The following is a 25,752-nucleotide window of genomic DNA, read 5'->3' on the forward strand; positions in this document are numbered from 1 at the left end:
CACGCTATCCCTTGAATGCGTCCTTGGCCGCGCGCACCGCGCCGAAGGCCTCGTGCGGCGCCACCCCCGGCCTCAGCAGGGGCGCGCGCAGGAAGGGGTTGGTGGCCTTCTCCAGGCCGATGGTGGTGGGCACGGTCGGTTCGCCGCGCGCGCGGGCCGCGAAGATCGCTTCGGTGCGGGCCTTCAGCACGGGATCGGAATCCACCGACAGGGCGAAGCGGGCGTTGGACGCGGTATATTCGTGGGCGCAGTAGACAGCGGTGTCATCGGGCAGATCGGTGAGGCGCGACAGGCTGTCCCACATCTGGGCGGGCGTGCCCTCGAACAGCCGGCCGCAGCCCAGCGCGAACAGGGTGTCGCCGACGAAGGCCACCTGGTCGGCGGCGTCGTAGAAGGCGATGTGACCGAGCGTATGGCCGCCGGACTCGATCACCTCGAACCGCGTCTCGCCCAGGTCGACCGTGTCGCCGCCGGCCACCTTGCGGTCGACGGGCGACAGCCGCTCCACCTCGGCGGGACCCACCACCGCGCAGCCGGTGGCGGCCTTGATCGCCGCGTTGCCGCCGGCGTGGTCGGGGTGCCAGTGGGTGTTGAGGATCAGATCCAGCTTCCAGCCCAGCTTGGCGAGCTGCGCCAGGATGGCGTCGGCGTCCGGGGTGTCGATGCAGGCGGCCAGGCCCGTGGCGTCGTCGCGCACCAGGAAGCCGTAGTTGTCCGACAGGCAGGCGAACTGATGGATGGTGACCGACATGGCGACGTCTCCCAGGGTCTCTTGTCCCTCGGACTTAGGTTGGGGCTCGCGATAAGTCGAGGCTGGCCCTAAATCTAGCCCATGCGCCGCGACGTCCTTGAGCTCCGACAGTTCTACGCCTCCAAGCTGGGGCGGGCGGCGCGCGAGATGACCGCGCGCAAGGTGCTGGAGACCTGGGGCGACGGCCACGGCCTGGATATCCTCGGCCTCGGCTACGCCACCCCGTTCCTGGGGTCCCTGCGGCCCACGGCGCGTCGGGTGGTGGCGGCCATGCCGGCCCAGCAGGGGGTGGAGATCTGGCCGGCCGGCGATCGCAACCTGGCGGCCCTGACCGCCGAGGACGCCCTGCCGTTCCAGAACGCCTTCTTCGACCGCATCCTGGCGGTCCACGCCCTCGAGGAGAGCCCCGATCCGGTGGGCCTTCTGCGGGAGGTCTGGCGGGTGCTGTCGCCCTCGGGCCGGGTGATCGTGGTGGTGGCGGCCCGCAACGGCCTGTGGGCCAATGCCGAGGCCACCCCCTTCGGCCACGGCCGACCCTATACCCGGGGCCAGCTGGCCGAACTGCTGCGGGAGGCCGAGCTGGAGCCGTCGGGCTGGACGCGGGCCCTCTATGTGCCGCCGGTCCCCTGGATGACCGGCTGGGCCGAGGGGTTCGAGCAGGCCGGCTCGCGGCTGTGGCCGGGGTTCGCCGGCCTGGTGCTGATGGAGGCGGTCAAGCAGAGCTTCGCGGTCAAGCCCCGCGCCCACCGCGCCCGGGTCCGCGTGGCCCGCCCCGCGCTCAATCCGCTGCCGGCCGGCCGGGCGCCTGTTTCGCGGGCGCCGTCCCAATCTGACTAGAGCCCCCCTTGGAGCGGGAGGCGGTTCGCCCTAGCTTGAGGGTTCAAGCGGCCGCCATAAGACGGCCCAGCTGGAGTTTCGCCCATGAAAATGATCGTCGCGATCATCAAGCCCAGCCGCCTCGACGCGGTGCTGGACGCCGTCACCGAGGCCGGGGCCTCGGGCCTGACCGTCACCGAGGTGCGCGGCTACGGCCGCCAGCGCGGCAAGACCGAGGTCTATCGCGGCGCCGAGTACGAGGTGAAGCTGCTGCCCAAGGTGAAGCTGGAGATCGCCGTCCCCGACGACATCGCCGAGCGCGTCATCGAGGCGGTCTCCCGCACCGCCAACACCGGCAAGATCGGCGACGGCAAGGTCTTCGTGCTGGATCTGGAACAGGCCCTGCGCATCCGGACGGGCGACAAGGATGCGGCGGCGATCGCGGGGTAGGGACGGGCTACCCTCCTGCGGACCGTCAGGGGCGGGCCTGTCCCGATCACCCGTGGTCACGAAGGCTGAGGGAGCGGGCAGATTGGCGGGTGAGATTCGGGTGGTTCCTGGGGGCCGTTCAGTCTCACTGATGTGTCGGACGGAAGACCTGGAATCGCCAACCGCACGAACGTCGCCAGCGCCGCGCCGACCCGAGCCTAGCCCATCCACCCCAGCGCCAAGAGAATTGCTCGACGGAATTGCCGTGTTCGAAACACAGATCCGAATATTGTATCGGTTTGCTGACCTATTTCTCCGCCGATACGCGCCGCCGCGAGCTTCCTATGTCTCGCCATGTAATCCAATGTTTCTAGAATTGGAGGATGCGCTGTGGTGAAACTGATGGATAGCGGAAGAACCTCTGAGCAGGACATTGCGTTTCTTCAGCGCCTGAAAGAGCCTGACACCTATCGTGCGCTCCAGCTGCTCAAGCTATCGAGATCCCAGCTGCGGCAGGATCTATTTGCGCTCGCTGAGAGCGAATTCAAGCGAGATGGGTACTTCGTCGAATTCGGCGGAACGAACGGATCTGACCTCAGCAATACATACCTTCTGGAAACAAGCATGGGCTGGCGCGGGATTGTCGCCGAGCCGGCAAGGTGTTGGCATGAGGCTCTGAGAATCAATCGGAAATGCCATATCGAAACTCAATGCGTGTGGAGCGAGTCGGGGCTCTCCGTAAATTTCAATGAATCCGAACTGGCCGAACTCTCCACTATAGAGGAATTTTCTACATCCGATTATCACTCAAAGAGCCGGCAGGCCGGGACCCATTACGAGGTTTCGACCATTTCCCTCGTCGATTTGCTGAAGAAATATGATGCGCCACGGCGCATTGATTATCTTTCAATCGATACTGAAGGAAGCGAGTTTGACATACTCAACGCCTTTGATTTTGATGCCTATGATATTCAAGTCATTACGTGCGAACATAACTTCACACCAAATCGCCGTAAGATATTCGATCTGCTTACGTCCCGCGGATACGTCAGGAAGTATGCGAGCCTATCCAGCTTTGACGATTGGTATGTGAAGTCTGACATTTCGCCGCGGCGCGGAACGTCCAAGCCAAATGCGAAAAAGCCTCGCGACGACGGCGCAAGGCAGCGCGCCGCAAGCTCTGCTGACGCAGATCATCATGTCGCGATCGTAGAGCCCATGTTGAACAGCCAATCAGGACATTGGCTGAGACAGATCGAGGCGACAGCTTCCCTCTTGCCGGATACCCGTGTTGTGGCCCATGTTCACCGGCTGTTCATGGGCGTCTCAGAGGTGGACTCTATTGAGATAGATCCATTATTTCCAAGGACGGTGTATTCGAGTATCGCGCCGGAATGGAAATCCTGGGGGAAATACAACGACCTGTTCATTGGCGAGATCGTGGATGGTCTCTCCCCCAGAGATCACCTGTATGTTCCGGGCGTAGATGTGGATGTCGCGGCCTCGTTGTTGAGGTGTGTGCGGGATCGTGGCCTTCATGCAATGCCGGCGCTGAACTTGAGGTTCTACGCCCTGGCTCAGACCATAATTACGCCTGAGCATCCGACCTCCACTGTTATGAAGGCCTTGGCTGCAGAGCCAGGCGCCGCAAGCCGCCTGCATGTGCTCACCGAACTTCCCGAACAGCTGGCCTATGTGCGCGAGGCCTGGGGCATCGAAGGGGAGTGGTTCCCCTACGTTCAGCCCACCCTCCTGATGGACGTCCAAGGCGCCGCCCCCTTCGAGGCTCCGGCGAGATACCGGATCGGGGTTTTTGGTAGTGGACGGGCCGAGAAGGGACTGAATCGGCTGCCGGCGATCATCACGTCGTTTCGCCAACGCGAGCCGGACCTGGCGGACAGGGTGACCTGGGTGGTGCAGTCCTCGGGAACGACCCCAGACGCCATACTGGCGCTGAAGCCCGTGATCGAGTTCGCCAAGGAGAACCCTGGCCTGATCGAGCTCCATAGCGACACCCTCAGCAGCGCCGACTATGATGCGCTCCTGGAAAGCACCGACATCCTGCTCCTCCCGTACTTGGCGGGGCTCTATCGCCTTCGGGGCTCGGGTGTGGCCGCCGAGGCGATCTCTTCCGGCAAGCCCTTTGTGTATTCGAAGGGCTCCATTCTGGGATCCATGGCGGGGGAGTCGGCCTTGCCTGCGGGCAGTGCGTTCGGATTTGCCGATGCGCTGGCCCGCATGTGCAGAGAGCTGAATGATTTCAGGGCCAAATCGGCGGTAGCGAAGGCCGCGCTGCGCGACGTCATCCAACAATCGACATTCATCAGGCGTCTTTCGGCGCCCGCCCAGGGGTGAATGATCGGGCCGCCGCCGCCGGCAGGGCCGCGATGTCGTCGAAGATGGCGCAGGGCTCCAAGGGGCTGGTCGCGCAGGCGCCATCGCAGCGTGACGCCATCTGGGTGAGCGTCGCCTCCAGCTTCTCAAGCTCGACGCGTCTGCGCCTCATCTCCTCCGCGTGGGCCGGCAGAAGATCGCGGGCGTCTCCGCAGACCGACCGATCCCCGTCAAAGCTGCCGAGTCGCTGAATTGCGGTGACAGTGCACTCAAGTGAAACGGCAGGCGCTTGCGAACGATTACGGCGTCGGGGCGATCGAGGGCGCAGCCATCGCAATTCGACTTTGCGACCGCCTTGTCTCCCGCCGCCATCCGCGGAAAATAGCGCGCCATGAGCAGCCGGTCGCCCAGGCCCTCGGTCCCGAACCCCAGAGCCGTCCTCCTGGCCGAGGTCTGGCGTTCGTGAGATCGGCGTCGGTCTGCCCCAGCGTCCTGCGGATCGCGCTCGTCGGCTCGCTCGCCACCGGCAAGCCTGTCCCCAAGGATGCCGACGTCCTTATCACGCTTGAGGACGGCGTGGACCTGGGACCCCTGGCCAGCGTCGGGCGGCGTCTGAAGGGCAAGGCCGGGAGCATCAATCTGGGCGCGGACATTTTCCTGTGCCGGCCGGACGGTCGCTACTTTTGCCGCATCTGTGGATTCAGAGAGTGCCATCCGCGGGTGGCCTGCCATGCCCGCCACTGCGGCGGGCGCGACCACCTTTGCGATGACCTCGACATCCTGACCCTGTCATCAGAGCTCATCCTGGCGCCGCCGCTGGTCCTTTGGCCACGCCTTGAGCGGCGCGCCGTGCTGCCAGACGATGTAGAGCAGCTGCTGGTCACGCCTCTGGCGGCGGAGGGCTGACGCGCCGCCTCGCCAATCCTGTTCCGCCTTGCGGGCGTCACGGCCGGAAGACTTGGAACCCCACGAACCCCACGAACGGTGGGCCGACCTGGGATGCTGATGGACCTGGGACCGCAGCCTTAAGCGGAGTGGACAACGGCTGGCGACGGCGATGTCGCGATCGCGAGCGCGGTCACGGAATTCCGTCCGTCATCCCGGACGCCGATAGGCGAGCCGGGACCCAAGGGCCCAGCCCGCCGCCCCTCGGTCCCGGCTCGCCGCTGCGCTTCGGCCGGGATGACGATGTGGGGCCTCCAGGTCGGGGGGCGGCGCTCCCTTGACCGCAATTACGCCGTCCTCCCGAGGGAGGGGGTTGGGCGTCATGAAGTTCGTGTTGCCCGTCCTGACGCCGCCCTCCGCCGAGGCCCAGGCCCTTGCGGGGGTCAGCTCGCTGCTGCTCGACATGGCGCTGGTGGCCGTGCTGCTGTTCATGGTGGTCGATCGGACGGCGCCGCCGCAGGACCTGCCCTGGAAGCCCTTCTCCCTGGACCAGCCCCTCGGCCTGGCGACGTCGGGCAAGCTGGCGCGGATCGCCGCCGACCCGGTCCGCTGCAAGGCGGCGCTGGCGGCCGGTGGGGTCGAGTTCACGGAGACGCCGGCGAAGCGGGACGGCTTCTGCTCGACCCTTGACGCCGGCCGGGTGGGCGGCGCCGAGCTGTCGCCGGCGGGGCCGGTGATGACCTGCCGGCAGACCCTGGCCTTCACGCTCTGGAAACGGCAGGTGCTGCGCCCGGCGGCGCGGGACATTCTCGGCGCCGAGGTCGCGGCCATCGACCACTACGGGACCTATGCCTGCCGCCGGGTCTACGGCCAGGGCGAGGGCCGGGTCAGCGAACATGCCCATGCCAACGCCCTGGATTTCGCCGGGGTCCGGCTGCGCGACGGCCGCCGGGTGACCGTCGCCGCCCATTTCGACGAGGAGGGCGCGCGCGGCCGGTTCCTGCGCGCGGTGCGCGACGGGGCCTGCGAGGTGTTCCGGGTGACGCTGAGCCCGGACTACAACGCCGCCCACCGCGATCACCTACATCTGGACATGGGGCCCTTCCGCACCTGCCGGTGAGGCGGGGCGCCCGCCTAGGTCTTCACGGCCTCGATCAGGAAGCGGGTGTAGGTGAACCGCAGGGGCTGGCCGGCGCGGGCCTGCAGGGCAAGGAGCGGCTCGAGGTGGCGCTCGAGGTCGAAGCCGCTCACCACCCAGGGTATGGCCTTGAGGAAATAGACCACGGCGCCGACGTCGGCGAAGGTGACGGGGCCGCGCCAGACCTCGGCGCGCCGGACCCCGAAGCCCAGGGCAGTGAAGGCCTCGGCCACCCGCTCCAGGGTATTGTCGGGATAGGGCAGGTCGGCCCCGAAGGCGGCGGTCAGGTCGGCCAGGTTGTCGCCGCCCACCTGCTGGCTGAGGAAGACGCCGCCCGGCTTGAGGATGCGGGCCATCTCGGCGGCCCGGAAACCCCCATGGCGATTGAGCACCAGGTCGAAGGCGCCGTCGGCGAAGGGCATGCCGGAGCCGGTATTGCCCTGGAACACCGGGACGCCCAGGGGCTCCAGGCGGCGCCGGGCCACCGGCAGGTTGGGGACAAAGCCCTCCACCGCCGTCGCCCGGGCGGGGAAGGGCGCGAGGCTGGCGAAGATCTCGCCGCCGCCGGTGGCCACGTCCAGGATGTCGAGGGCGGCCCCGGCCGCGGCCCTGGCGAGGGCGAGATAGTTCCAGGGCGGCTCGGCCTCCTCGAAGCGGCCCGCCAGATAGGAGAAGTCCCATCCCTCGAAGGGGGCGGCGGCGTCCTTGCGCCACTGGGCCAGGTGTTGATCGGCGGTCATGGCCAAGTCTCGCGGTCGCGGCGCGGATCCGCAAGGGGCGGCCGCCCTAGCGGGGGGCGTCCTGCGACTGATACATTGAGACCATGTGCCCATCCGGATCGGTGAAATCCGCCGTCCATCCGCCGGGCGCGTGGCTGACCGGCGTGACGATGGTGGCGCCCTGCTCGGCGAGGCCGGCGACAATGGTGTCGATGCCGCCGTCGGCGAGATCGAACACCAGGATCGGGGAATTTCCGGGCCGGCTCTCGGTCTGGAAGAAGATCAACTCGACGTCGCCGGCCGTCTTGGCCGAGAGCCAGTCCTTGCCGGACCCGTCGTCGCCCATGTTGGTGACCTCCAGGCCCAGGACGTCCCGATAGAAGGCCTGGGTGCGCGCGATGTCGGTGACGTAGAAGCAGACGCTTCCAATGCGTGTTTTGCCGAACATGTCTCTCTCTCCGTTTAGCTGCTGACCCCACCCTGTTGCCGCGGCCCGCCGAATTGTGAGGACAGGACGATCAGGTGGCCGTCAGGATCGTGCGTTCCAAGGGCGACGCCGTCTGACCGGACGAGCCGGATCAGCGCCTGGCGCAGAAGGCCGAAGGCGAGCTCGCCTTGCAAGGCGCCGTCGCCCGGCAGGGTGCGCAGCCCCGACCGGCGCCAGCGCTGGCGAATCTCGCTGATCCGCTTGCGGAAGGCGGCCTCCGACAGGCGCAGCAGCCAGGCGATCTCCGCTCGGGTGTGGCCGGTCACCACCAGCAGGGCCGTCGTGCGAAGGGCGGGCGGCAGGGCCGAGACGAACCCGCGCCACTCCGCCGGCGCCTGGGGATCCTGCACGGCGATGGCGGCGGCGTAGGCGGTGTCGCGCTGTCGCCGGCGCACCGCCGAGCGCGCCTCGCGCAGGGCGTGATTGCGCAGCACGCCCCCCAGCCAGCGGCCGTTCTCTTCGCGGGCCATGTCCGCCCGCCCGGCCTCCACCGCCGCCAGCAGGGCGGTCTGTAGGAGATCCTCCGCCTCGCCGGCCCGCCGCGTTCGCCGACGGGCGGCGCGCAGCCATCTCAGATAGGTCTGCCTGTCCATCGTCTCCCAGCCCCGATGAGGCGCGGCCGCCCCGCGGTCGGCCAGCCTGTTCTTAGAGCCTTTCGGGATCCGGTGGAGTCCCCTGACCCGTTCCGACCTCGGCCGTGTAATCTCCGCCCATGGACGGAATCATCGAGCCACGTCGCGAGACGGCCGAGCGGCTGCGGGGCTATTTCGAGGTTCAGCTGCGGTTCGCCGAGACGATCAGGGCGCGCACGGCGCGGCCGCTGGCCGACACGCTGCGGGAGGTCACCAACCTGCACCGGCGGTTTGGGCTGGGCCGGGCCCAGGCGGGGCCGGCGTCGGAGGGGTGGGCGCGCTATGCCGCGGGCCTGGCGCGGTGCGGGTCCGCCGCCGAGCGGCTGGACTGGACGGTCGGCTTCTTCGCCGACGCCCCGCCCGAACCGCGCGGCGCGCGCCGGTTCGGCTGCTTTAGCTATGAGCTGCAGGACGAGGATCAGGTCGTGCGCATCCATTTCAGCAACCGCGACAGCGGAGGCGATCTCGGCCCGCTCGCCCGGGCCAAGGCCGACCGGCGGAGGTCGGAGTTGCGGGAGATGTTCGGCCATGTCCGGGCGCACCATGAGCGGGCCCGGGCGGTGCGGGGTGGGTCCTGGCTCTATAACCTGGAGGCCTATCGCCGGCTGTTTCCGCGCGACTACGGCGCGTCGGCCTTCGAGCCCGAGCGGGTCCGGCTGGATGGAACCTCCAGCTGGGGCCAGCTGCTGGACTTCCGGGGGACCGTGAAGCCCGCGGTGGCGCAGGCCCTGCTGGACAATATCGGCCATGGGGACATCGCCGCGCCCTGGAGGGCGTTTCCGCTGCGCGCCCTCAGCGTGGAGAGCCCGATCGCGCCCTTCTACCGGCTCTACGGGGTCTAGTGTCGGCGCCGCACAGGTGCGCGCGCCGCCGGGAGGCGCTAGAAACCGGCCATGCTGCGGATCTCCGAACTCAAGCTGCCTCTCGACCATCCGCCCCAGGCGCTGCCGGCGGCCATCGCCGCGCGGCTGGGGGTGGGGGAGGGCGACCTGCTGTCCTGGTCGGTATGGAAGCGGGCCCACGACGCCCGCAAGAAGGCGGCGATCCTCAAGGTCTATATCGTCGACGTCGAACTCGCCGACGAGGCCGGGGTGGTGGCGCGGATGGCGGGGGATCCGCACCTGCGGCCGACGCCGGATACGTCCTACAGGCCCGTGGCCAGGGCGCCGGCGGGCGCGCCGAGGCCGGTGGTGATCGGCGCCGGGCCGTGCGGGCTGTTCGCCGCCCTGATCCTGGCGGAGATGGGGTTTCGCCCCATCATCATCGATCGCGGCAAGGCCGTCCGTGAGCGGACGAAAGATACCTGGGGCCTGTGGCGGCGCGGCGAGCTGGACCCGGAGTCCAACGTCCAGTTCGGCGAGGGCGGGGCCGGGACCTTCTCCGACGGCAAGCTCTACAGCCAGGTCAAGGACCCGCGCCACCTGGGCCGCAAGGTGCTAACCGAGTTCGTGGCGGCCGGGGCGCCGGCGGAAATCCTCACCGAGGCGCACCCGCACATCGGCACCTTCCGCCTGGTGACCATGGTGGAGTCCCTGCGCGCCAAGATCGAGGCCCTGGGGGGCGAGTACCGGTTCGGCCAGCAGGTGACCGACGTCGAGATCGAGGCGGCGGCGGACGGGACGCGGCGTCTGCGCGGACTGCACCTGAAGGGCGGTGAATTCGTGGCGGCCAGCCAGGTGGTGCTGGCGGTGGGCCACTCCTCGCGCGACACTTTCGCCATGCTCCACGACCGGGGCGTCCACATCGAGGCCAAGCCGTTCTCCATCGGCTTTCGGATCGAGCATCCGCAGTCCTGGATCGACAAGGCCCTGTTCGGGCCCTGCGCCGGCCATCCGGACCTGGGGGCGGCGTCCTATTCGCTGTCGCACCACTGCGCGAACGGCCGCACGGCCTACAGCTTCTGCATGTGCCCGGGCGGGACGGTGGTGGCGGCGACCTCGGCGCCCGGCCGCGTGGTGACCAACGGCATGAGCCAGTATTCGCGCAATGAGCGGAACGCCAATTCCGGCTTCGTGGTGGGGATCGATCCCGCCGACTATGGCAGCGACCACCCCCTGGCCGGGATCGCCCTGCAGGACGAACTGGAGCGCGCGGCCTTCACAGCCGGCGGCGGCGGCTATCACGCGCCCGGGCAGCGGGTGGGGGACTTCCTGGCGGGCCGGGCCTCGAGCGACCTGGGCAGCGTGGTCCCGAGCTACAAGCCGGGCGTGGCGCCCACCGACCTGGCGGCCCTGATGCCGGACTATGTGGTGGTGGCGATGCGGGAGGCCCTGCCGGTCTTCGGCCGCAAGATCCCGCGCTATGATGATCCCGACGCCCTGCTGACCGGGGTGGAGACGCGGACCTCCTCGCCGATCCGCATCACCCGGGGCGCCGACTTTCAGAGCCTGAACCTGGCGGGGCTGTTCCCGGCCGGCGAGGGGGCGGGCTATGCCGGCGGCATCCTCTCGGCCGCCATCGACGGCATCAAGGTGGCCGAGGCCGTGGCGCGGGCGATGGTGGAGACGAAGGCCTCGGTCTCCTAACCCAGGAAGTCGCCGGGCGGCGGCGGGGCGTGGCTCACGCCGGTCACCGTGATGTCGGCGGGTGGGCTAGAGTCAGGCTTAGGGTCGGGGCGCGCGCCGCCGCCGGCCAGGTGGCTGAGCAGGCCCGCGACGCCCGTGCCCGCCACTGTCAGGAAGCCGTCGCCCTGGTTGTCGCCGTCGAGGTCGACTTCCACGCGGAAGCCGGGGACTGGGGGCGGCAGGCGGCCGGGGAAGGTGAAGCCGCGCACGCTGCTGAGCACGTCGTCCTGGGCGGTGGCGTTGAGCAGGTTGATCGCGTGGCCGTTCGCGGCTGTCAGCCGGTCGCCGAGGGTGAAGTCGAGGATCGTGCCCAGCGAATGCTGCGGCGGCGCGGCCTCGGCCCTGGCCTCGCGCGGGACCTCGATGATGAAGGTGTCGTCGCCCGCGCCGCCGATGGCCACGACCTGGGCGCCCAGGTGGAGTTGGTCGTCGCCGGCCCCGCCCTCCAGCAGGTCGACCTGGCCCGCGCCCGCGCCGCCGCCTGAGAGGGTGTCGTCCCCGGCGCCGCCCTCCAGGTGGTCGGCGCCGCCGCCGCCATCGAGGCTGTCGTCGCCCGATCCGCCCGCCAGTTCATCGTTCCCGTCGCCGCCCTGAAGGGTCTCCTGGGCGGCCGCCTGCGCCACCAGGGTCGGTTCGGCGGTCCTGGTCGCCTCCGAGCCGGTGGGGATGTCGGTCGGCTTGATCTCGTCCTGGGACGCCTGGGCCTTGGGGGCGTCCTCCGTGGCGGTGACGGCCGCCGCGTCGCCGGGGGATGTGTCGTCGGCCGGGGCGGCCAGGCGCTCGAAGCGCTGGTGTTCCTCGGCGCTGGCGGCGGGGGCGACCAGGGTAGCGGCGACCGCGAAGGCGGCCAGCATGTCGGCCGGGGTGTCCTGCTGGCCCGCGTCCGGCGCGTCGTGGGCCTGGGCGGTCATGTCGAAGAAGGCGGCGGCCACCACCAGGGCGATGAAGGTCTGGGCCTGACGGGCCGCCATGGGCACCACCACCTCGCCCTGTCCGTCGCGCCAGTCGGCCCCCAGCAGGCGATCGACGGCGGTCCACAGGGTGTCGTCCGCCTCCACAACATCGGCGGCGGCGTCGTGGATGACGAATTGGCCGTTGATGCGGGCGACGTGGACCAGAACCTCGTCATTCTCGTCGGTGATCACGCACCAGGGGTCGCCGGCGTCGGTGGCCCCGTAGACCACGCGCACATGGATTCCGTCCGCCGCCAGCCGGTCAGCCAGTTCCGACAGCCGGGCGCGCTCTCCGGCGGACCAGCCGCCGGTGTCGGCGCGAGGCGTGAACGGAACGACGTTGCTCATGGGGCCAGGGCGGTCCTTCAGGTCCCGAAGGCGCGCTGGGCGTCGGGCGTGATCTGGGCGGCGTCCCCGAACAGCAGCCGGTTCAGCTCAGGCTCGTAATAGGCGAGCAGGGTGCGGGCGAAGTGGGCGGGATCAAGGCCGACCGCAAGGGCCCAGGCGCCCTGCATCTCGATCGGGACGCGGCCCAGGCCGCTCTCCACCTGCGAGACGAAGGTGTAATAACGCATGCCCACCCGCTCGGCCAGTTCGGCCTGGGTCATGCCGGCGGCCTCGCGCCCGGCCTTCAGCCAGCGTCCGGCTTCCTGCCGCAGGGCCTTGGTGGCGGCGGCGCGGACCGGATCAACCGCGGCTCTGGGCATCGAACTTCAACTCCTGGATTGCGCCATCTTGCGGCCGCAATCGGGCCGATATACAGTTCTTACGAAACACATTCATACGCGACGTATAAAGCCTCGTCGCTGACCATAGACGCCACCCGCCCTTTCGTCCTCTTTTTTCCGGAAACCGCATGTCGCTTCGTCACCTCCTGCTCGCCGCGGCCTCTCCCCTGTGCCTGATGGCCGCGCCCGCCTGGGCCGAGACCGCGATTTCCACGGCGGTGACCGCACCGGTCGCCACGGCCACGGCGGCCAGCGGCGCCCGGGACGACGTGAAGGTGACCTCGGCGGGATCGATCAAGGTCACCAGCGGCGCGGCCCTGACCCTGAACAGCAACAACAACGTCACCCACGAGGGCGCCCTCTCGATCTCCGACGCCAGCAACGCCACCGGCCTGGCGATCGTCGGCGGCAATACGGGCGAGGTGAAGCTGTCGGGGTCGATCGTCATCGACGACACCACCGAGATCAAGGACACCGACTCTGACGGGGACATGGACGGCCCGTTCGCGGTCGGCTCCAACCGGGTCGGCGTGCGGGTGACCGGGCCCGCCACCTTCCATGGCTCCATCACCCAGACCGCGGGCACGATCACCGTGGAGGGTAACGATTCAGCCAGCGTCGCGCTGGAGAGCGCCATCGACGGGTCCCTGCAGACCGCGGGGTCCATCTCGGTGATCGGCGACCGTTCCTATGGGCTGCACGCCCTGGGCACGGTCGGTGGCGACGTGGTGGTGACCGGAGCAGTCACCGCCCAAGGCAAGGACTCCGTGGGCGTGGCCCTGGACGACAATGTCGGCGGCAAGCTCTCCATCAACTCCGCCATCGGGGCTTCGGGCTACCGGTCCACGACGCGGGGGACCGACGCCGTGGTGGCCAAGCTGGACGCCGACGATCTGCTGATCGGCGGACCGGCGGTCCGGGTGCGCGGCGACCTGTTCGGCGGGATGCTGATCGGCGGCTCCGGCTCGGCCAGCGCCTACGGTTCTGCGCCGGGTGTGTTGATCGGGTCGGAGGCGCGCAATGTCCGCCTGGGCGTGCTGGGGACCGACGCCTTCGGTTTCATGAACAAGGGCACGGTCCAGGGCGCCGGCATCTATGACGGGGTGACCGCGGTCGGTGTGAAGTTCGGCGGCCTGGGCCGTACGGTGACGGTGGACGGCGGCATCTGGAACTCCGGCTCGATCCTGGCCACCGGGGTCAAGGCCAGCGCCACGGCCTTCTGGATGGGCGCCGGCGCCTCGAGCGCCAATCTCACCAACGCCGGGGTGATCAAGGCCAGCACGACGGCCACCGAGGCCAACGACATCGCCGCCATCCGCATCGACGCCGGCGCCTCGCTGCCCTATCTCGCCAACAGCGGCTCGATCAGCGCCGTCGTCAGCGGCTCCAAGGCCACCGCCACCGCGGTGCTGGACGCCTCGGGGTCGCTGCGGACCCTCGAGAACATCAATTCCATCGCCGCCACCGTCACCGCCACGGACACCACGGTCCCGGTCACCGGGCGGGCCATCGCCCTCGACCTGCGGGCCAATACCGCGGGCGTGACCCTGCGCCAGTACGCCAACAGCGACACCACCATCACGCCCACCATCACCGGCGACGTGCTGTTCGGGTCGGGGGCGGCGCGGCTGGAACTTCTGGCGGGCGTGCTGAACGGGGCCGTGGCCTTCGGCGCGGGCGCCGACAGCCTGGTGATCAACGGCGGGGCCAAGCTGACCGGCGCGCTCACCGACGCCGGCGGCGGCCTGACCGTCGACATCGTCAAGGGGCGGCTGACCGACACCAGCACCGCGACGGTCAACCTCACCAGCCTGAACCTCGGCGCGGCCGGCGAGCTGGTCTTCACCGCCGATCCCAAGACCGCCAAGTCCACCCAGTTCAACGTCGCCGGCGCCGCGACCCTGGCGACGGGGTCGAAGATCGGCCTGGGCTTCGCCTCGAAGCTGGAGGCGCCCGCCAGCTTCACCCTGATCAGGGCCGGCTCCCTGACCACCGGGACCCTGGATGACAGCCTGCTGGGGGACACCCCCTATCTCTACAAGACCACCCTGCGGGTCGACGCGCCCACCACCAGCCTGGTGGCCGATGTGCGCCGGCGCACGGCCGCCGAGGCCAACATGACGGCGTCGGAAAGCGCGGCCTATGACGCGGTGTTCGCCGCCTTCGACAAGGACACCGCCGTCCGCGACGCCCTGCTTGGCAAGACCACCCAGGCGGGCTTCCAGGCCCTCTACGACCAGTTCCTGCCCGACCACTCGGGGGGGCTCTTCCACACCCTGGCGGCGGCCTCCGACGCCGCGGGCCGGGGCCCCGACGCCGACGCCTCGCTGAGCGACGAGGGGGGTGGGCTGCGCGCCTGGACCCAGGAGATCGGGGTGATGATCAAGCGCGACGTCGACCGTTCCACCGCCTACGACGCCGGCGGCTTCGGCATCGCGGCGGGGATCGAGGCGCCCGACACCGCCCTGGGCGCCATCGGCCTGCAGACCAGCTTCCTGAATGTCGATGTCGATGAGGCCGGCGCCGCGGGCTCGGAGTCGCTCAGCGGCACGGTGCTGTCGGCCGGGGTCTACTGGCGCGAGAGCCTGGGCCAGCTGACGGTGGGGGCCGGGATCACCGGCGGCTACGCCAGCCTCAAGAGCGAGCGGGTGCTGAGCGACTCCGGCTTCACCCGCGCCGCGTCCTCCGACTGGAATGGCGCGACCGTGGCCGCCCACGCCCATGTGAACTGGCACCTGGAGGGTGACACCTTCTATGCCCGGCCCCAGGCCACCCTGGACTACTTCCTGCTGAAGGAAGGCGACCGCACCGAGACCGGCGGCGGCGACGCCGTGAACCTGGCCATCGACGAGCGTTCCTCCAGCCAGATCGCCGCCTTCGCCGGCGTCAGCGTCGGGGCGAAGTTCGGCGTGAAGGGCTATTTCCGCTGGGGTCCGGAACTGACCGCTGGCTGGCGGCAGGTCTCGGGCGACGGCGCCGACGCCACCACGGCCCGCTTCGTCAGCGGCGGATCGGCCTTTACCATCGCGTCACCGGAACTCTCGGGCGGCGGAGCGGTTGTACGCTTGGCCCTGCGTGGCCAGAGTGACTACGTCGACTTCGCGCTGGAAGGCGGCGGAGAGATTCGCGACGACTACGAGGCCTATGACGCCCGCATCGTCGCCCGCATGGTGTTCTGAAGGGCGCGACATGATCCATCTCGCCGGAGGATTGCTGGCCGTGGCGGCTGTCCTGGTCTGCATTGCCCGCCACACCGCCGGAAAGCCGCCCCTGTGGCGCTCCAAGGTGGCCTTCGCGGGCTCGGTGCTCTGCTTGATCATCGGCGGCGTGCTGGTGGCGTTGGCCCCTCGGGCGCTGGGCGAGACCCCGGTGGCCGTCGTCGCCGCGCTCTGCCTGTTCGAGGGCGGCATGGCGCTGATCAGCCTGATGGCGGCGGCCGGCGCGCGCCAGCCGAGGTGGCTCAGCTAGACGCGTTTCAAGTTCCCCCCCGGACCCTCATCCCAGATTTCTGGGATCCGGATCACAAAGCCCCCCCGCCGATGATCCGGGCCCTGGCGCAAGCCAGGGTGAGCGGGAGACCTACTTGGGGAAGAGCTCGCCGTTCCCCGCCGACGAGGCCGCTTCGGCCGCGCCCTTGCGGCTCAGCAGGAACAGCGCGGTTTCCGAACGCCAGTTCTCCAGAGCCCGGGTCGGGTCGATGGGCCGCGCGGGCTTGCCGGCGTTGAGCGCCGAGCAGGCCTCGATGCGCAGGTCCAGATCGTCGCAGAGTGCGGTGAAGTCGTGCAGGGTGCAGAGGTGGATGTTTGGCGTCGACCACCAGGGCTCGGGCAGGGCCTTGGTCTCGGGCATGCGCCCGTGGACCATCAGCGACCATCGCACCCGCCATTGGCCGAAATTGGGCAGGGACACCACCGCCCGGTCGGCGATGCGCAGCAGTTCGTTGAGCACGTGCCGGGGCTCGCGCATCTGCTGCAGGGTCTTGGACAGGATGGCGTAGTCGAAGGCCTGGGTGGGGAAATGATCCAGGTCGCGGTCGCCGTCGCCCTGAACCACCGCCAACCCCCGCGCCAGGCAGGCCGAGACGCCCTGGCTGGAGATCTCCAGGCCCTGGCCGTCGACGCCCTTCTCCCGGGTCAGCAGCTCCAGCAGTTCGCCCTCGCCGCAGCCGACGTCGAGCACGCGGGAACCCGGACGCACCAGGCGCAGGATCTCCTTGAAGTCCTCGCGGGTGGTCTTCACGCCAGGCCCCGCTTCTCGGCGGCCGAGGCCAGGAAGCCGCGCAGGGCGCTATCCAGGGCCGGCTCGTCCAGGAAGATGGCGTCGTGGCCCTTGTCGGTGGTGATCTCTGCGAAGCTGGCGCGGCAGCCGGCGGCGTTCAGGGCGCGGACGATGTCACGGCTCTCGGCGGTGGCGTAGAGCCAGTCCGACGAGAAGGACAGCACGCAGAACCGCACATTTCGGGCCCGCAGGAAGGCGTTGGCCAGCACCCCATCGTGGCCGCCGGCCAGGTCGAAATAGTCCAGCGCCCGGGTGATGTAGAGGTAGGAGTTGGCGTCGAAGCGGTCGACGAAGCTGGCCCCCTGGTGGCGCAGGTAGCTCTCCACCTGGAAGTCGGCGTCGAAGCCCCAGGACAGGCCGTCGCGCTGCAGCTCGCGGCCGAACTTCCGCTGCAGGGCGGTCTCCGACAGATAGGTGATGTGAGCGGCCATGCGGGCCACGGCCAGGCCCTTTTCCGGGCGCACGCCCTCGAGCTCATAGGCGCCGCCGCGCCAGTCGGGGTCGGCCATGATCGCCTGGCGGCCCACCTCGTGGAAGGCGATGTTCTGGGCCGAATGGCGGGCCGCGGCCGCCACGACGATCGCCGAGAACAGCCGCTCGGGATAGTCGGCCGCCCATTGCAGGACCTGCATGCCGCCCATCGAGGTGCCCACCACGGAGAACAGGGTCTCGATGCCGAAGGACTCCACCAGCATGGCCTGGGCGCGGACCATGTCGGCGATGGTGATCATCGGGAAGGCCAGGCCGTAGGGCTTGCCGGTCATCGGATCCAGCGACGAGGGACCGGTGGAGCCCATGCAGCCGCCGATGACATTGGGGCAGATGATGAAGTAGCGGGCCGGATCCAGCGGCAGGCCCGGGCCCACCACGGTGGTCCACCAGCCGGGCTTGCCGGTCACCGGATGGGTCGAGGCCACATACTGGTCGCCGGTCAGTGCATGGCAGATCAGCACCGCGTTGGATTTGTCGGCGTTCAGCGTGCCGTAGGTTCGGTAGGCCATCTCCAGGGGGGCCAGGACCGCGCCGGAATCCAGGCGCAGCGGACGGTCGGCCGGCGACCTCCAGGTCCCGCCGTCGGTGGGGGTGGCGAGGGTGGCGTGGCCGACGTCGCTCATGCGCCCGCTTGGACCGCCAACCACTTTCGCTGTCAACCGCTTCGCGTCGGCGGCGAGGCCCGCTATGAACCCATGCGTGATCCCACGCATGGGTGGGGCGACGGAGAGACCATGGACCGGCTGATCCTCCTGCGGCACGGCGAGGCCGAGCGCGACGCCCCGAGCGGCGACGATTTCGACCGCCGGCTGGTCCGGCCTGGGATCGCGGCCAGCGCCGCCATGGGCGAGACCCTGGCCGATCTCGGCTTCTGCCCGGACCTGGTTCTGGTCTCGGCCGCCGCGCGGACCCGCGACACCTGGGAGGCGCTCTGCAAGGCGTTCCCCAAGGCGCAGGCGCGGTTCGAGGACAGCCTCTATCTCGCCGAGCCCGAACGGGTCCGCGCGCTGGCGCAGGCCGCCGGCGCCACCTGCGGCACGGTGATGGTGGTGGGACACAATCCGGGCCTGCAGGATCTGACCGTTCAGATGCTGAAGGCGGGCGGCGCGCCCCCGGCCCTGATCGCCAAGGCCCAGAACGGTTTCCCCACCGCCGCCGCCGCGGTCTTCCTCTTCGACCACGCCGGCCGCCCGTCCTATGACGGCCTGTTCTTCCCGGGGCGGTGACATGACCCGCATCTACAAGATTCTCACCCGCGCCGAGTGGGCGGCTGCGGCGCGCGCCGGGAGCTTCCTGGGCTCGGCGGTCGACCTGGCGGACGGCTTCATCCACTTCTCCACCGGGGCCCAGGCCGGCGAGACTGCGCGGCGCTACTTCAAGGACCTGACCGACCTGGTGGTGCTGGAGGTGGAAGCCGACGACCTGGGGCCGGCCCTGCGCTGGGAGCCCTCGCGGGGCGGCGACCTGTTTCCGCATCTCTATGACGTGCTGACGCCCGGCCAGGTGCTGGCCGTGACCGAGGCGCCGCTGGGGCCCGACGGCGTGCCCGTGCTGGGAGACCTCGCATGATCCACGACCTCGCCGCCCGCGCCCTGTATGTGCTCGATCCGGAGGACGCCCACGGGGTCACGATCAAGGGCCTGGCCCTGGGCCTCGGCCCCCGCGCCCGCCGCGACGACCCGATCCTGGCCACCACGGTGGCGGGGCTGGCCCTGCCCAACTGCGTCGGCCTGGCGCCCGGCTTCGACAAGAACGCGCAGGTGTTTGGCCCCATGCTGGCCGCGGGCTTCGGCTTCGTGGAGTGCGGGACGGTCACTCCGCTGCCCCAGGCCGGCAATCCGCGCCCGCGGCTGTTCCGGCTGACGGAAGATCAGGGCGTCATAAACCGCATGGGCTTCAACAATCAGGGCCTGGAGCCCTTCGCTGCCCGGCTGGCCAGGCGCGGACCCGGGGTCATCGGGGCCAATATCGGCGCCAACAAGGACGCCACCGACCGCATCAGCGACTACGTCACGGGGCTGACCCGGCTGTGGGGCCTGGCCTCCTATTTCACCATCAACATCTCCTCGCCCAATACGCCGGGCCTGCGCGCCCTGCAGACCAAGGCGGCGCTTGAGGAGCTGCTGGGCCGCCTGGCCGAAACCCGCGATCGCCTGCCGGCGGAGGGTAGGGTTCCGATGTTCCTGAAGGTCGCGCCGGACCTGGAGGCGGGCGAGGTGGAAGCCATTGTCGAGACGGTGATCGCCAACGGCCTGGCCGGTATCATCGTCTCCAACACCACCATCAGCCGCCCGAACCTGCGCTCCAGCCAGGCCGGCGAGACCGGCGGCCTGTCGGGGGCGCCGCTCAGGGCCCTGGCCCAGCAGATGATGGAGACTTTCCATTCCGCCGCCGGAGGCCGGGTGGCCCTGATCGGGGCCGGCGGTATCGCCTCGGGCGACGACGCCTATGCCCGTATCCGCGCGGGGGCCAGCGCGGTGCAGCTCTATTCGGCCATGGTGTTCGGCGGGCCGGGCCTGGTCACCCGTATCAAGACCGATCTGGCCCGACGCCTGAAGGCCGAAGGCTTCGCCTGCGTGGCGGACGCCGCCGGGGCAAAAGGCTAGATTCGCGCGTGACGCGAACAGACGTCGCGTTGCCGAAAGCCCCACGGTGAAGTAGGGGGAAGGCTCATGGCGGACGCCCCTCAGCCTCAGGCGCCCCCGAGGCGAACCAGACGGCGGTTCTTCTGGCCGGGCGGCCTCTCCGCGCGTCTGCTGATCCTGACCATTCTGTTTGTCGCCTCGGCCGGCGCCCTGGCCCTGCCGCCGGCGCTCGCGGCCTTCGAGGAGCAGTGGCTGCTGGACCGGGTCCGCGCCGCCGAACTGGCCACCATCGCCCCCGACGTCGCCCCCGACCGGGTGGTGAGCGAGGCCTTGGCCGCCCAGCTGCTGGAGGGCGCCGGCGTGCAGCGGGTGGCCATCCAGACCGAGGGCATGCGCCGTCTGGTGCTGCAGGGGCCCAAGCTGGAACGCGCGCCCTATCTGGTGGACCTGCGCGACCAGGCCCCGGTCTCCTGGCTGGCGGCGCCCTTCCAGACGCTTCTAGGGGGCGGCGAGGGCCGCATGGTGCGGGTGATCGCCGAGCCGCGTATCCGCAAGGCCGACTTCATCGAGATCGTCGCCCCCGACGCCGTCCTGAAGCAGGAGCTGACCCGTTACCTCTGGCAATTGCTGCTGGTCATGGCCTTCGTGGCCATGGTGGCCGGCATCTTGGTCTATCTGTCCCTGGCCTTCTTCCTGGTGCGGCCGATGCAGCGGATCACCCACGCCATGGAGCGGTTCCGCGCTGATCCCGACGATCCCGCCTCGCACCTCGAGCCCTCCGGCCGCCGCGACGAGATCGGCCGCGCCGAGGTGGAGCTGGACCTGATGCAGGCCGATCTGCGGGTGGCGCTGAACTCGCGGGCCCGGCTGGCGGCCCTTGGCGAGGCGGTGGCCAAGATCAATCACGACCTGCGCAACATGCTCACCAGCGCCCAGATCGCCTCCGAGCGGCTGGCGGCGTCGCGCGACCCCAAGGTCGCCCAGGCCCTGCCGCGCCTGGAGCGCGCCCTGGACCGCGCGGTGAAGCTGGCCACCGATGTCCTGGTCTATGGCAAGACCCAGGAAGCGCCCCCCGACATCGGCGCCCTTGCCTTCGCGCCGGCCCTGGAGATGGCCGCCGAGGAGGCGCGGCTGTCGCCCGAGGGCGTGCGGCTGGCGACGGAGATCGACCCCGCCGACCAGGTCACTGCCGACCCCGACCACCTGCACCGCATCGTCGCCAACCTGCTGCGCAACGCCCGCGAGGCCATCGAGGCGCAGGAGGGGCGCACGGCGTCCGGCGTGGTCACGGTGTCCCTGACCCAGGCCGAGGGCGCGACCCTGATCCGGTTTTCCGACAATGGGCCCGGCGTCTCGAAGCGCGCCCAGGAAAAGATCTTCCAGCCCTTCGCGGGCTCCAGCCGGCCGGGCGGCGCGGGGCTGGGCCTCGCCATCGCCCGCGAGCTCGCCCAGGGGCACGGCGGCGACCTGGTGCTGGCCTCCACCGGCGACCAGGGTTCGGTGTTCGAGCTGCGCCTGCCGGGAACGCCGCCGCGGCTGAAGGCGAAGCGGGCAAGAGCGAAGAGCACTTAGATATCCTTCTCCCCTTGCGGGAGAAGGTGGCCCTGCGGAGCAGGGTCGGATGAGGGGTCGATAGGCCTATCGGGTTAGGGCGGTCGGACAATGGTCGGAGAGGGGAGCGTGACCCCTCATCCGACCGGTCTCCGACCGGCCACCTTCTCCCGCAAGGGGAGAAGGAAGCTTGTCCTAAGGCGCCTTCGCGATTCCCTCGCGCCGGGGGTCGGCGGCGCCGACGAGACCGTTCGGCGTCATGACGATGGCGTGGAGGCCGGAGTCCTCGCCGCCGCCGGGCTTCAGCGCCACGCCCTTGGCGGCCAGGCCGTCGACGACGCCCGGCGCGAACTTGGCCGGCTCGGAGGCGTAGGTGTCGCCGCGCGCGATCAGGTTGGGCAGGGCGATGGCCTGGTCGATGGGCAGCTTCCAGTCGAGGAAGGCCACCAGGGCCTTGAGGTTGTAGGCCAGGATCGCCGAGCCGCCGGGCGATCCCACCGCCGCCACGAACCGGCCCTGCCTGTCCAGCACCACGGCCGGCGCCATCGAGGAGCGCGGACGCTTGCCGCCGGCCACGGCGTTGGCGGCCGGGACGCCGTCCTTCTCCTTCGGCGCGAAGGAGAAGTCGGTGAGCTGGTTGTTGAGGAAGAAGCCGTTCACCATCCGGCCGTTGCCGAAGACGCTCTCCACTGTGGTGGTCATGGAGACCGCGTTGCCGGCCGCGTCGACGATCACCAGGTGCGAGGTGCCGCCGGGCTCCATCGTGGCGTCGGGCGCGCGGACGCCGGCGCCCTTGGGCTTGCCCGGCGCCGGGGCGGGGCCGGCGGTCTGCAGGTTGATCTGGGCCGCGCGGCCGGCGGCGTAGGCGGGGTCCAGCAGGCCGGCGGTCGGCACGTCCACGAAGTCGGGGTCGCCCATGTAGCGGTCGCGGTCGGCGTACATCAGCCGGCTGGCCTGGGAAAACAGGTACCAGCCCTGGGTGTCGTTCGGATGGGCCGCGATGTCGGTGTGTTCCAGGATGGCCAGGCCCTCCAGCACGGCCGGACCGCCGGACGGGGCGGGCGGAGTGCAGACCACATAGACGCGGAACGGGCGGCAGGTGGCGGCGGTGACCTTGGGCTTGTAGGCCGCCAGGTCGGCCAGGGTCATGGCGCCCGGCTGCTCGCCCTGCTGCAGACGCGTGACGATGGCGGCGGCCACCGGGCCCTCCAGGATCGCCTTGGGGCCCTCGGCGGCGATCTTGCGCACCGTGGCGGCATAGGCGGGGTTCTTCAGCGTATCGCCCGCCTTCATGCGGGTCCCGTCGGGATTGGTGAAGTAGGCCACCGCATCCGGAGCGCTGGCCTGGGGGAAGCGGCCAACGATCATTCGGGCCAGGCGGGGGCTGACCGTGAACCCGTCGTCCGCCAGCTTCTCGGCGTCGCCGAACAGGCTGTTCCAGGCGAGCTTGCCGTGCTGCGACTGGGCGAGCGACAGCATGGCGACCGCGCCGGGCGCCCCCGACGATCGGCCGCTCATCAGGGCGGTGACAAAGGGCAGGGGCTTGCCGGTCTCGTCGAGGAAGAGGGCGTCGGTGGCGGCGGCCGGCGCGGTCTCGCGACCGTTGTAGGCGGTCACCTTGCGGGTCTTGGCGTCGTAATAGGTCATGAAGGCGCCGCCCCCGAGACCCGAGCTCTGCGGCTCCACCAGGCCCAGAACCGCCTGCACGGCGACGGCGGCGTCCACCGCCGAACCCCCGCGGCGCAGCACATTGACGCCGGCCTCCACCGCCAGCGGATTGGCGGCCGCCACCATGCCGGAGCCGACGCCGGGCGCCGGGGCCGAGGGGGCGGGGTTGAGGCTGGCGCAGGCGCTGGCCAGGCTGGCCAGCAGGACGATGCTCAGGCGCTTGAATTGCGACACGGAAGGACCACGCGGAAATGAGGGAACTGGAAATGGAGCGGCGTCACCATAGCGAGGCCTACGTGGACAACAAACCGCAAGCCATGCTTCTGGTTCGATCATGAGCCAAAAGCCTCCCGCCGCTCCTGGAATGCGCAACCTGATCACCGATGTGCCCGGCCTGACCGTGGGCCAGGCCCAGGACCTGGCCGCCCGCACCGGCGTTACGGTGATCCTGCCCGACGACCGTGCGGTGGCGGCCTGCGACGTGCGGGGCGGCGGACCGGGCACGCGGGAGACCGACGCCCTGGCGCCGGAGAACCTGGTGGAGGCTATCGACGCCATCGTGCTGTCGGGGGGCTCGGTCTACGGCCTGGCCGCCGCCGACGGCGTGGTCTCCTGGCTGGGTGCGCGGGGCCGGGGCTATGGCCTTGTGAACCGTCCCGGCGTGCCCAAGTCGCCGGTGGTGCCCGGCGCGATCCTCTACGATGTCGCGAACGGAGGGGATCGGGATTGGGGCGAGGACCCACCCTATCGCCGCCTCGGCCGCGAGGCTGTGGAAGCCGCGGGGCTGGACTTCCAGCTCGGGACGACCGGCGCAGGGACCGGCGCCATGGCCGGCTCGCTGAAGGGCGGGACCGGCTCGGCCTCGATCATCGCCGCCGACGGGATCGCCGTGGGGGCGGTGGTCTGCGTCAACAGTTTCGGCTCGGTGGTCTCCGGCGACAACAGAACCTTCTGGGCCGCGCCCTTCGAGATGGGGGTTGAGTTCGGCGGCCTGGGTCCCGCTGGCCTGTCGGCGCGGCCCGACATCTGGGACCTGGCCAAGGCCGACCCGCAGGCGCGGATGAACACCACTATCGCCTGTGTGGCCACCGACGTGGTGCTGACCCCGGCCCAGGCCAAGCGGGTGGCGGTGATGGCCCAGGATGGCCTGGCGCGTTCGATCCGCCCGGTCCACGCGCCCTTCGACGGCGACGTGGTCTTCGCCATGTCCACCGGCCTGCGCCCCCTGGAGGGTGGCGACTTCACGATCGCCCGCATCGGGGCGCTGGCCGCCGACTGCCTGGCCCGCGCCGTGGCCCGGGCGGTCTACGAGGCCACGCCGTGGCCGGGGTCGGACGTACGCTGCTGGCGCGATCTCTGAGGACCTGCGCGAACGCAGAACGTGTCTTCATTATTGCCGAATGTCTTTGGTAAGCTGAGCCGTTAGGTCACCCGCCTTTCGAGGTTCAGGAGACGTCCAATGGCTTGGATTAAGACGACGGCGGCGGTCAGCGTGATCGCCCTCACCGCGGGCGCGGCCGACGCGCAGCAGAAGCAGGTCGTGACCGGCCCCGTCGCGACCTACTGGATGAGCGGCCAGACGGTGTCCGGCTTCGGCGCGGGCATGGGCAGCGGCAAGCCGTCCATGGGCCAGATGATGGCGATGGCGGGCGGCGGCGGCGGGGCCAGCAAGACCCTGACCTTGCAGCTGGGCTCCTCACGCAAGCCGGCGGGCGAGCCCAGCGCCGAGCACCTGCCGCCCCAGGGCCTGCGGGCCGGTCCGACCCTGCCGCTGACGACGCCGCGCGCCCAGCCGGTCCAGCGCACCGAGGAGACCCCGAGCTTCTCCCGCGACTATCAGAAGCCCAAGGGCAGGATGCTGATCTTCTGGGGCTGCGGCGAGCACGCCCGCCCCGGCCAGCCCATCGTCATCGACTTCGCCAAGATGGCCGACGGGAAGATGCCCCCCGGCCTGGAGGCGATGAGCCGAGGGCTCAACGTCACGCCGATGCAGCCGCCGTCCCCCAGCCGCAACACCACCTATGGCGAGTGGCCCAACGAGAAGAGCCGCGCCAGCGTGCCGGGCAATGGCTCCCTGTTGGGCGAGCACCTGATCCGCGGGACCTATTCGCCGGACATCCGCTTCAGCCTGAACGCCGCACAGGACTTCCTGGGGCCTCTGAGCCTGACCACCAACGCCATCGGCGCCACTGGCGCGGGCCAGCTCGGCTGGGGCGCGGTCGCGGGCGCCCAGGCCTATCTGGCGACCGCCATGGGCGGCGGCCAGGACGACACCGTGGTGCTGTGGACCTCCAGCGAGGTCCAGGCCTCGGCCTTCTCCCTGCCGGACTATCTCAGCAACGGCGACATCAGCCGCCTGGTGGCGTCGCGGGCCCTGATGGGGCCGCAGACCACGGCCTGCACGATCCCGCAGGAGGTGGTGAAGGTCGCGCCCCAGGCCATGGTGCAACTGGCCGCCTACGGGAACGAGACCAACCTCTCCTATCCGGAGCGGCCGAAGGACCCGAAGGTCGCCTGGAACATCGAGTGGGCGGTGAAGGTCCGCTACAAGTCGCAGACCGGCGGCCTTCTGGGCATGGAAATGCCGGGCGCACGTCAGCAGGGTCAGCGGCCGGTCATGCTCCCCGGCGGCCAGGAGGCTCCGCCGCCCACCCCGGCCGAGGCCATCGGCGGCGCCTTGCTGCGCGGTCTGGGAGGTCGTATTCCCCGCTTCTAATCGGGCGGGAACGGCCCTCTGAACAT

Annotated in this window: 25 protein-coding genes; 15 read left to right on the forward strand and 10 right to left on the reverse strand. The window is 70.0% G+C overall.

Annotation, left to right across the window (positions count from 1 at the left end; translation table 11 throughout):
• Positions 1–4: 4 nt before the first annotated feature.
• A complete protein-coding gene (gene gloB, locus Q7J39_RS09600) occupies positions 5–751 on the reverse strand; it encodes a hydroxyacylglutathione hydrolase (protein ID WP_304823487.1) in 747 nt (248 codons plus the stop codon).
• A gap of 81 nt (positions 752–832) precedes the next feature.
• Between gloB and Q7J39_RS09605 the strand changes: the two genes are divergently transcribed.
• The 3 genes from Q7J39_RS09605 to Q7J39_RS09615 all read left to right on the forward strand — a co-directional run bounded on the left by Q7J39_RS09605 (position 833) and on the right by Q7J39_RS09615 (position 4,351).
• The gene (locus Q7J39_RS09605) at positions 833–1,588 is read left to right on the forward strand and encodes a class I SAM-dependent methyltransferase (RefSeq protein WP_304823493.1); all 756 of its coding nucleotides are present in this window, start codon (positions 833–835) and stop codon (positions 1,586–1,588) included.
• 84 nt (positions 1,589–1,672) lie between these two features.
• Positions 1,673–2,017 carry a P-II family nitrogen regulator gene (locus Q7J39_RS09610; protein ID WP_304823496.1) on the forward strand — a complete coding sequence of 115 codons (345 nt, stop codon included), beginning with the start codon at positions 1,673–1,675 and terminating at the stop codon, positions 2,015–2,017.
• Positions 2,018–2,398: 381 nt separating this feature from the next.
• Positions 2,399–4,351, forward strand: coding sequence for an FkbM family methyltransferase (locus tag Q7J39_RS09615; RefSeq protein WP_304825006.1), 1,953 nt, complete (start codon positions 2,399–2,401; stop codon positions 4,349–4,351).
• Here Q7J39_RS09615 and Q7J39_RS09620 read toward each other — a convergent pair.
• Entirely contained in the window at positions 4,320–4,502 is a 183-nt protein-coding gene (locus tag Q7J39_RS09620; RefSeq protein ID WP_304823499.1) for a hypothetical protein, read from the reverse strand. The two genes, Q7J39_RS09615 and Q7J39_RS09620, sit on opposite strands and share 32 nt — an antisense overlap.
• A gap of 101 nt (positions 4,503–4,603) precedes the next feature.
• On the opposite strand from Q7J39_RS09620, the gene Q7J39_RS09625 reads away from it, so the two are divergent.
• Together Q7J39_RS09625 and Q7J39_RS09630 are read left to right on the forward strand one after the other, a co-directional pair.
• Positions 4,604–5,236, forward strand: coding sequence for a hypothetical protein (locus Q7J39_RS09625; RefSeq protein ID WP_304823503.1), 633 nt, complete (start codon positions 4,604–4,606; stop codon positions 5,234–5,236).
• A gap of 361 nt (positions 5,237–5,597) precedes the next feature.
• Positions 5,598–6,335 (forward strand): extensin family protein, encoded by a 738-nt coding sequence (locus Q7J39_RS09630; RefSeq protein WP_304823506.1) that lies wholly within the window; start codon positions 5,598–5,600, stop codon positions 6,333–6,335.
• A 14-nt stretch (positions 6,336–6,349) separates the two neighbouring features.
• Here Q7J39_RS09630 and Q7J39_RS09635 read toward each other — a convergent pair whose 3' ends face one another.
• From Q7J39_RS09635 to Q7J39_RS09645, 3 genes are read right to left on the reverse strand one after another with little or no spacing between them, the layout of a single operon-like run.
• Positions 6,350–7,093 (reverse strand): class I SAM-dependent methyltransferase, encoded by a 744-nt coding sequence (locus Q7J39_RS09635; RefSeq protein ID WP_304823509.1) that lies wholly within the window; start codon positions 7,091–7,093, stop codon positions 6,350–6,352.
• A 46-nt stretch (positions 7,094–7,139) separates the two neighbouring features.
• Entirely contained in the window at positions 7,140–7,520 is a 381-nt protein-coding gene (locus Q7J39_RS09640) for a VOC family protein (protein ID WP_304823512.1), read from the reverse strand.
• A gap of 14 nt (positions 7,521–7,534) precedes the next feature.
• A complete protein-coding gene (locus Q7J39_RS09645) occupies positions 7,535–8,152 on the reverse strand; it encodes an RNA polymerase sigma factor (RefSeq protein WP_304823515.1) in 618 nt (205 codons plus the stop codon).
• A 119-nt stretch (positions 8,153–8,271) separates the two neighbouring features.
• Between Q7J39_RS09645 and Q7J39_RS09650 the strand changes: the two genes are divergently transcribed.
• A complete protein-coding gene (locus Q7J39_RS09650) occupies positions 8,272–9,033 on the forward strand; it encodes a hypothetical protein (protein ID WP_304823518.1) in 762 nt (253 codons plus the stop codon).
• A 51-nt stretch (positions 9,034–9,084) separates the two neighbouring features.
• Positions 9,085–10,716 (forward strand): NAD(P)/FAD-dependent oxidoreductase, encoded by a 1,632-nt coding sequence (locus tag Q7J39_RS09655; RefSeq protein WP_304823521.1) that lies wholly within the window; start codon positions 9,085–9,087, stop codon positions 10,714–10,716.
• On the opposite strand, the gene Q7J39_RS09660 is transcribed toward Q7J39_RS09655, so the two are convergent.
• Both Q7J39_RS09660 and Q7J39_RS09665 read right to left on the reverse strand, forming a co-directional pair.
• Positions 10,713–12,056 (reverse strand): hypothetical protein, encoded by a 1,344-nt coding sequence (locus tag Q7J39_RS09660; RefSeq protein ID WP_304823524.1) that lies wholly within the window; start codon positions 12,054–12,056, stop codon positions 10,713–10,715. The genes Q7J39_RS09655 and Q7J39_RS09660 overlap by 4 nt on opposite strands.
• Positions 12,057–12,073: 17 nt before the next feature.
• Entirely contained in the window at positions 12,074–12,415 is a 342-nt protein-coding gene (locus Q7J39_RS09665; protein ID WP_304823527.1) for a helix-turn-helix domain-containing protein, read from the reverse strand.
• 149 nt (positions 12,416–12,564) lie between these two features.
• Between Q7J39_RS09665 and Q7J39_RS09670 the strand changes: the two genes are divergently transcribed.
• Positions 12,565–15,615: an autotransporter domain-containing protein gene (locus Q7J39_RS09670; protein ID WP_304823530.1), complete on the forward strand. Its 3,051-nt coding sequence runs from the start codon at positions 12,565–12,567 to the stop codon at positions 15,613–15,615.
• Positions 15,616–15,625: 10 nt separating this feature from the next.
• Complete coding sequence (locus Q7J39_RS09675) at positions 15,626–15,904, forward strand: hypothetical protein (protein ID WP_304823533.1); 279 nt, start codon at positions 15,626–15,628, stop codon at positions 15,902–15,904.
• A 111-nt stretch (positions 15,905–16,015) separates the two neighbouring features.
• Here the strand turns inward: Q7J39_RS09675 and metW are convergent, their stop codons facing one another.
• Together metW and Q7J39_RS09685 are read right to left on the reverse strand one after the other, a co-directional pair.
• Positions 16,016–16,675, reverse strand: a complete 660-nt coding sequence (metW, locus tag Q7J39_RS09680) for a methionine biosynthesis protein MetW (RefSeq protein WP_304823536.1) — start codon at positions 16,673–16,675, stop codon at positions 16,016–16,018.
• Positions 16,672–17,829, reverse strand: coding sequence for a homoserine O-acetyltransferase (locus tag Q7J39_RS09685; protein WP_304823539.1), 1,158 nt, complete (start codon positions 17,827–17,829; stop codon positions 16,672–16,674). Before Q7J39_RS09685 ends, metW begins: the two co-directional genes overlap by 4 nt.
• Positions 17,830–17,940: 111 nt before the next feature.
• Between Q7J39_RS09685 and Q7J39_RS09690 the strand changes: the two genes are divergently transcribed.
• From Q7J39_RS09690 to Q7J39_RS09705, 4 genes are all read left to right on the forward strand, one after another.
• On the forward strand, positions 17,941–18,432 hold the full coding sequence (locus Q7J39_RS09690) for a histidine phosphatase family protein (RefSeq protein ID WP_304823542.1): 492 nt from the start codon (positions 17,941–17,943) through the stop codon (positions 18,430–18,432).
• A 1-nt stretch (position 18,433) separates the two neighbouring features.
• Positions 18,434–18,775: a DUF952 domain-containing protein gene (locus Q7J39_RS09695; protein WP_304823545.1), complete on the forward strand. Its 342-nt coding sequence runs from the start codon at positions 18,434–18,436 to the stop codon at positions 18,773–18,775.
• Positions 18,772–19,812: a quinone-dependent dihydroorotate dehydrogenase gene (locus Q7J39_RS09700; protein WP_304823548.1), complete on the forward strand. Its 1,041-nt coding sequence runs from the start codon at positions 18,772–18,774 to the stop codon at positions 19,810–19,812. The genes Q7J39_RS09695 and Q7J39_RS09700 overlap by 4 nt, the downstream gene beginning before the upstream one ends.
• A 66-nt stretch (positions 19,813–19,878) precedes the next feature.
• Positions 19,879–21,363: a HAMP domain-containing sensor histidine kinase gene (locus Q7J39_RS09705; RefSeq protein WP_304823551.1), complete on the forward strand. Its 1,485-nt coding sequence runs from the start codon at positions 19,879–19,881 to the stop codon at positions 21,361–21,363.
• 174 nt (positions 21,364–21,537) lie between these two features.
• Here the strand turns inward: Q7J39_RS09705 and ggt are convergent, their stop codons facing one another.
• On the reverse strand, positions 21,538–23,244 hold the full coding sequence (gene ggt / locus Q7J39_RS09710) for a gamma-glutamyltransferase (protein ID WP_304823554.1): 1,707 nt from the start codon (positions 23,242–23,244) through the stop codon (positions 21,538–21,540).
• A 130-nt stretch (positions 23,245–23,374) separates the two neighbouring features.
• On the opposite strand from ggt, the gene Q7J39_RS09715 reads away from it, so the two are divergent.
• Entirely contained in the window at positions 23,375–24,370 is a 996-nt protein-coding gene (locus tag Q7J39_RS09715; RefSeq protein ID WP_304823558.1) for a P1 family peptidase, read from the forward strand.
• 99 nt (positions 24,371–24,469) lie between these two features.
• Positions 24,470–25,726 (forward strand): hypothetical protein, encoded by a 1,257-nt coding sequence (locus tag Q7J39_RS09720; protein ID WP_304823561.1) that lies wholly within the window; start codon positions 24,470–24,472, stop codon positions 25,724–25,726.
• The last annotated feature ends 26 nt before the right edge of the window (positions 25,727–25,752 follow it).

Origin of the sequence: Phenylobacterium sp., from assembly GCF_030651185.1 — a bacterium.
Taxonomy (GTDB): Bacteria; Pseudomonadota; Alphaproteobacteria; order Caulobacterales; family Caulobacteraceae; genus Phenylobacterium.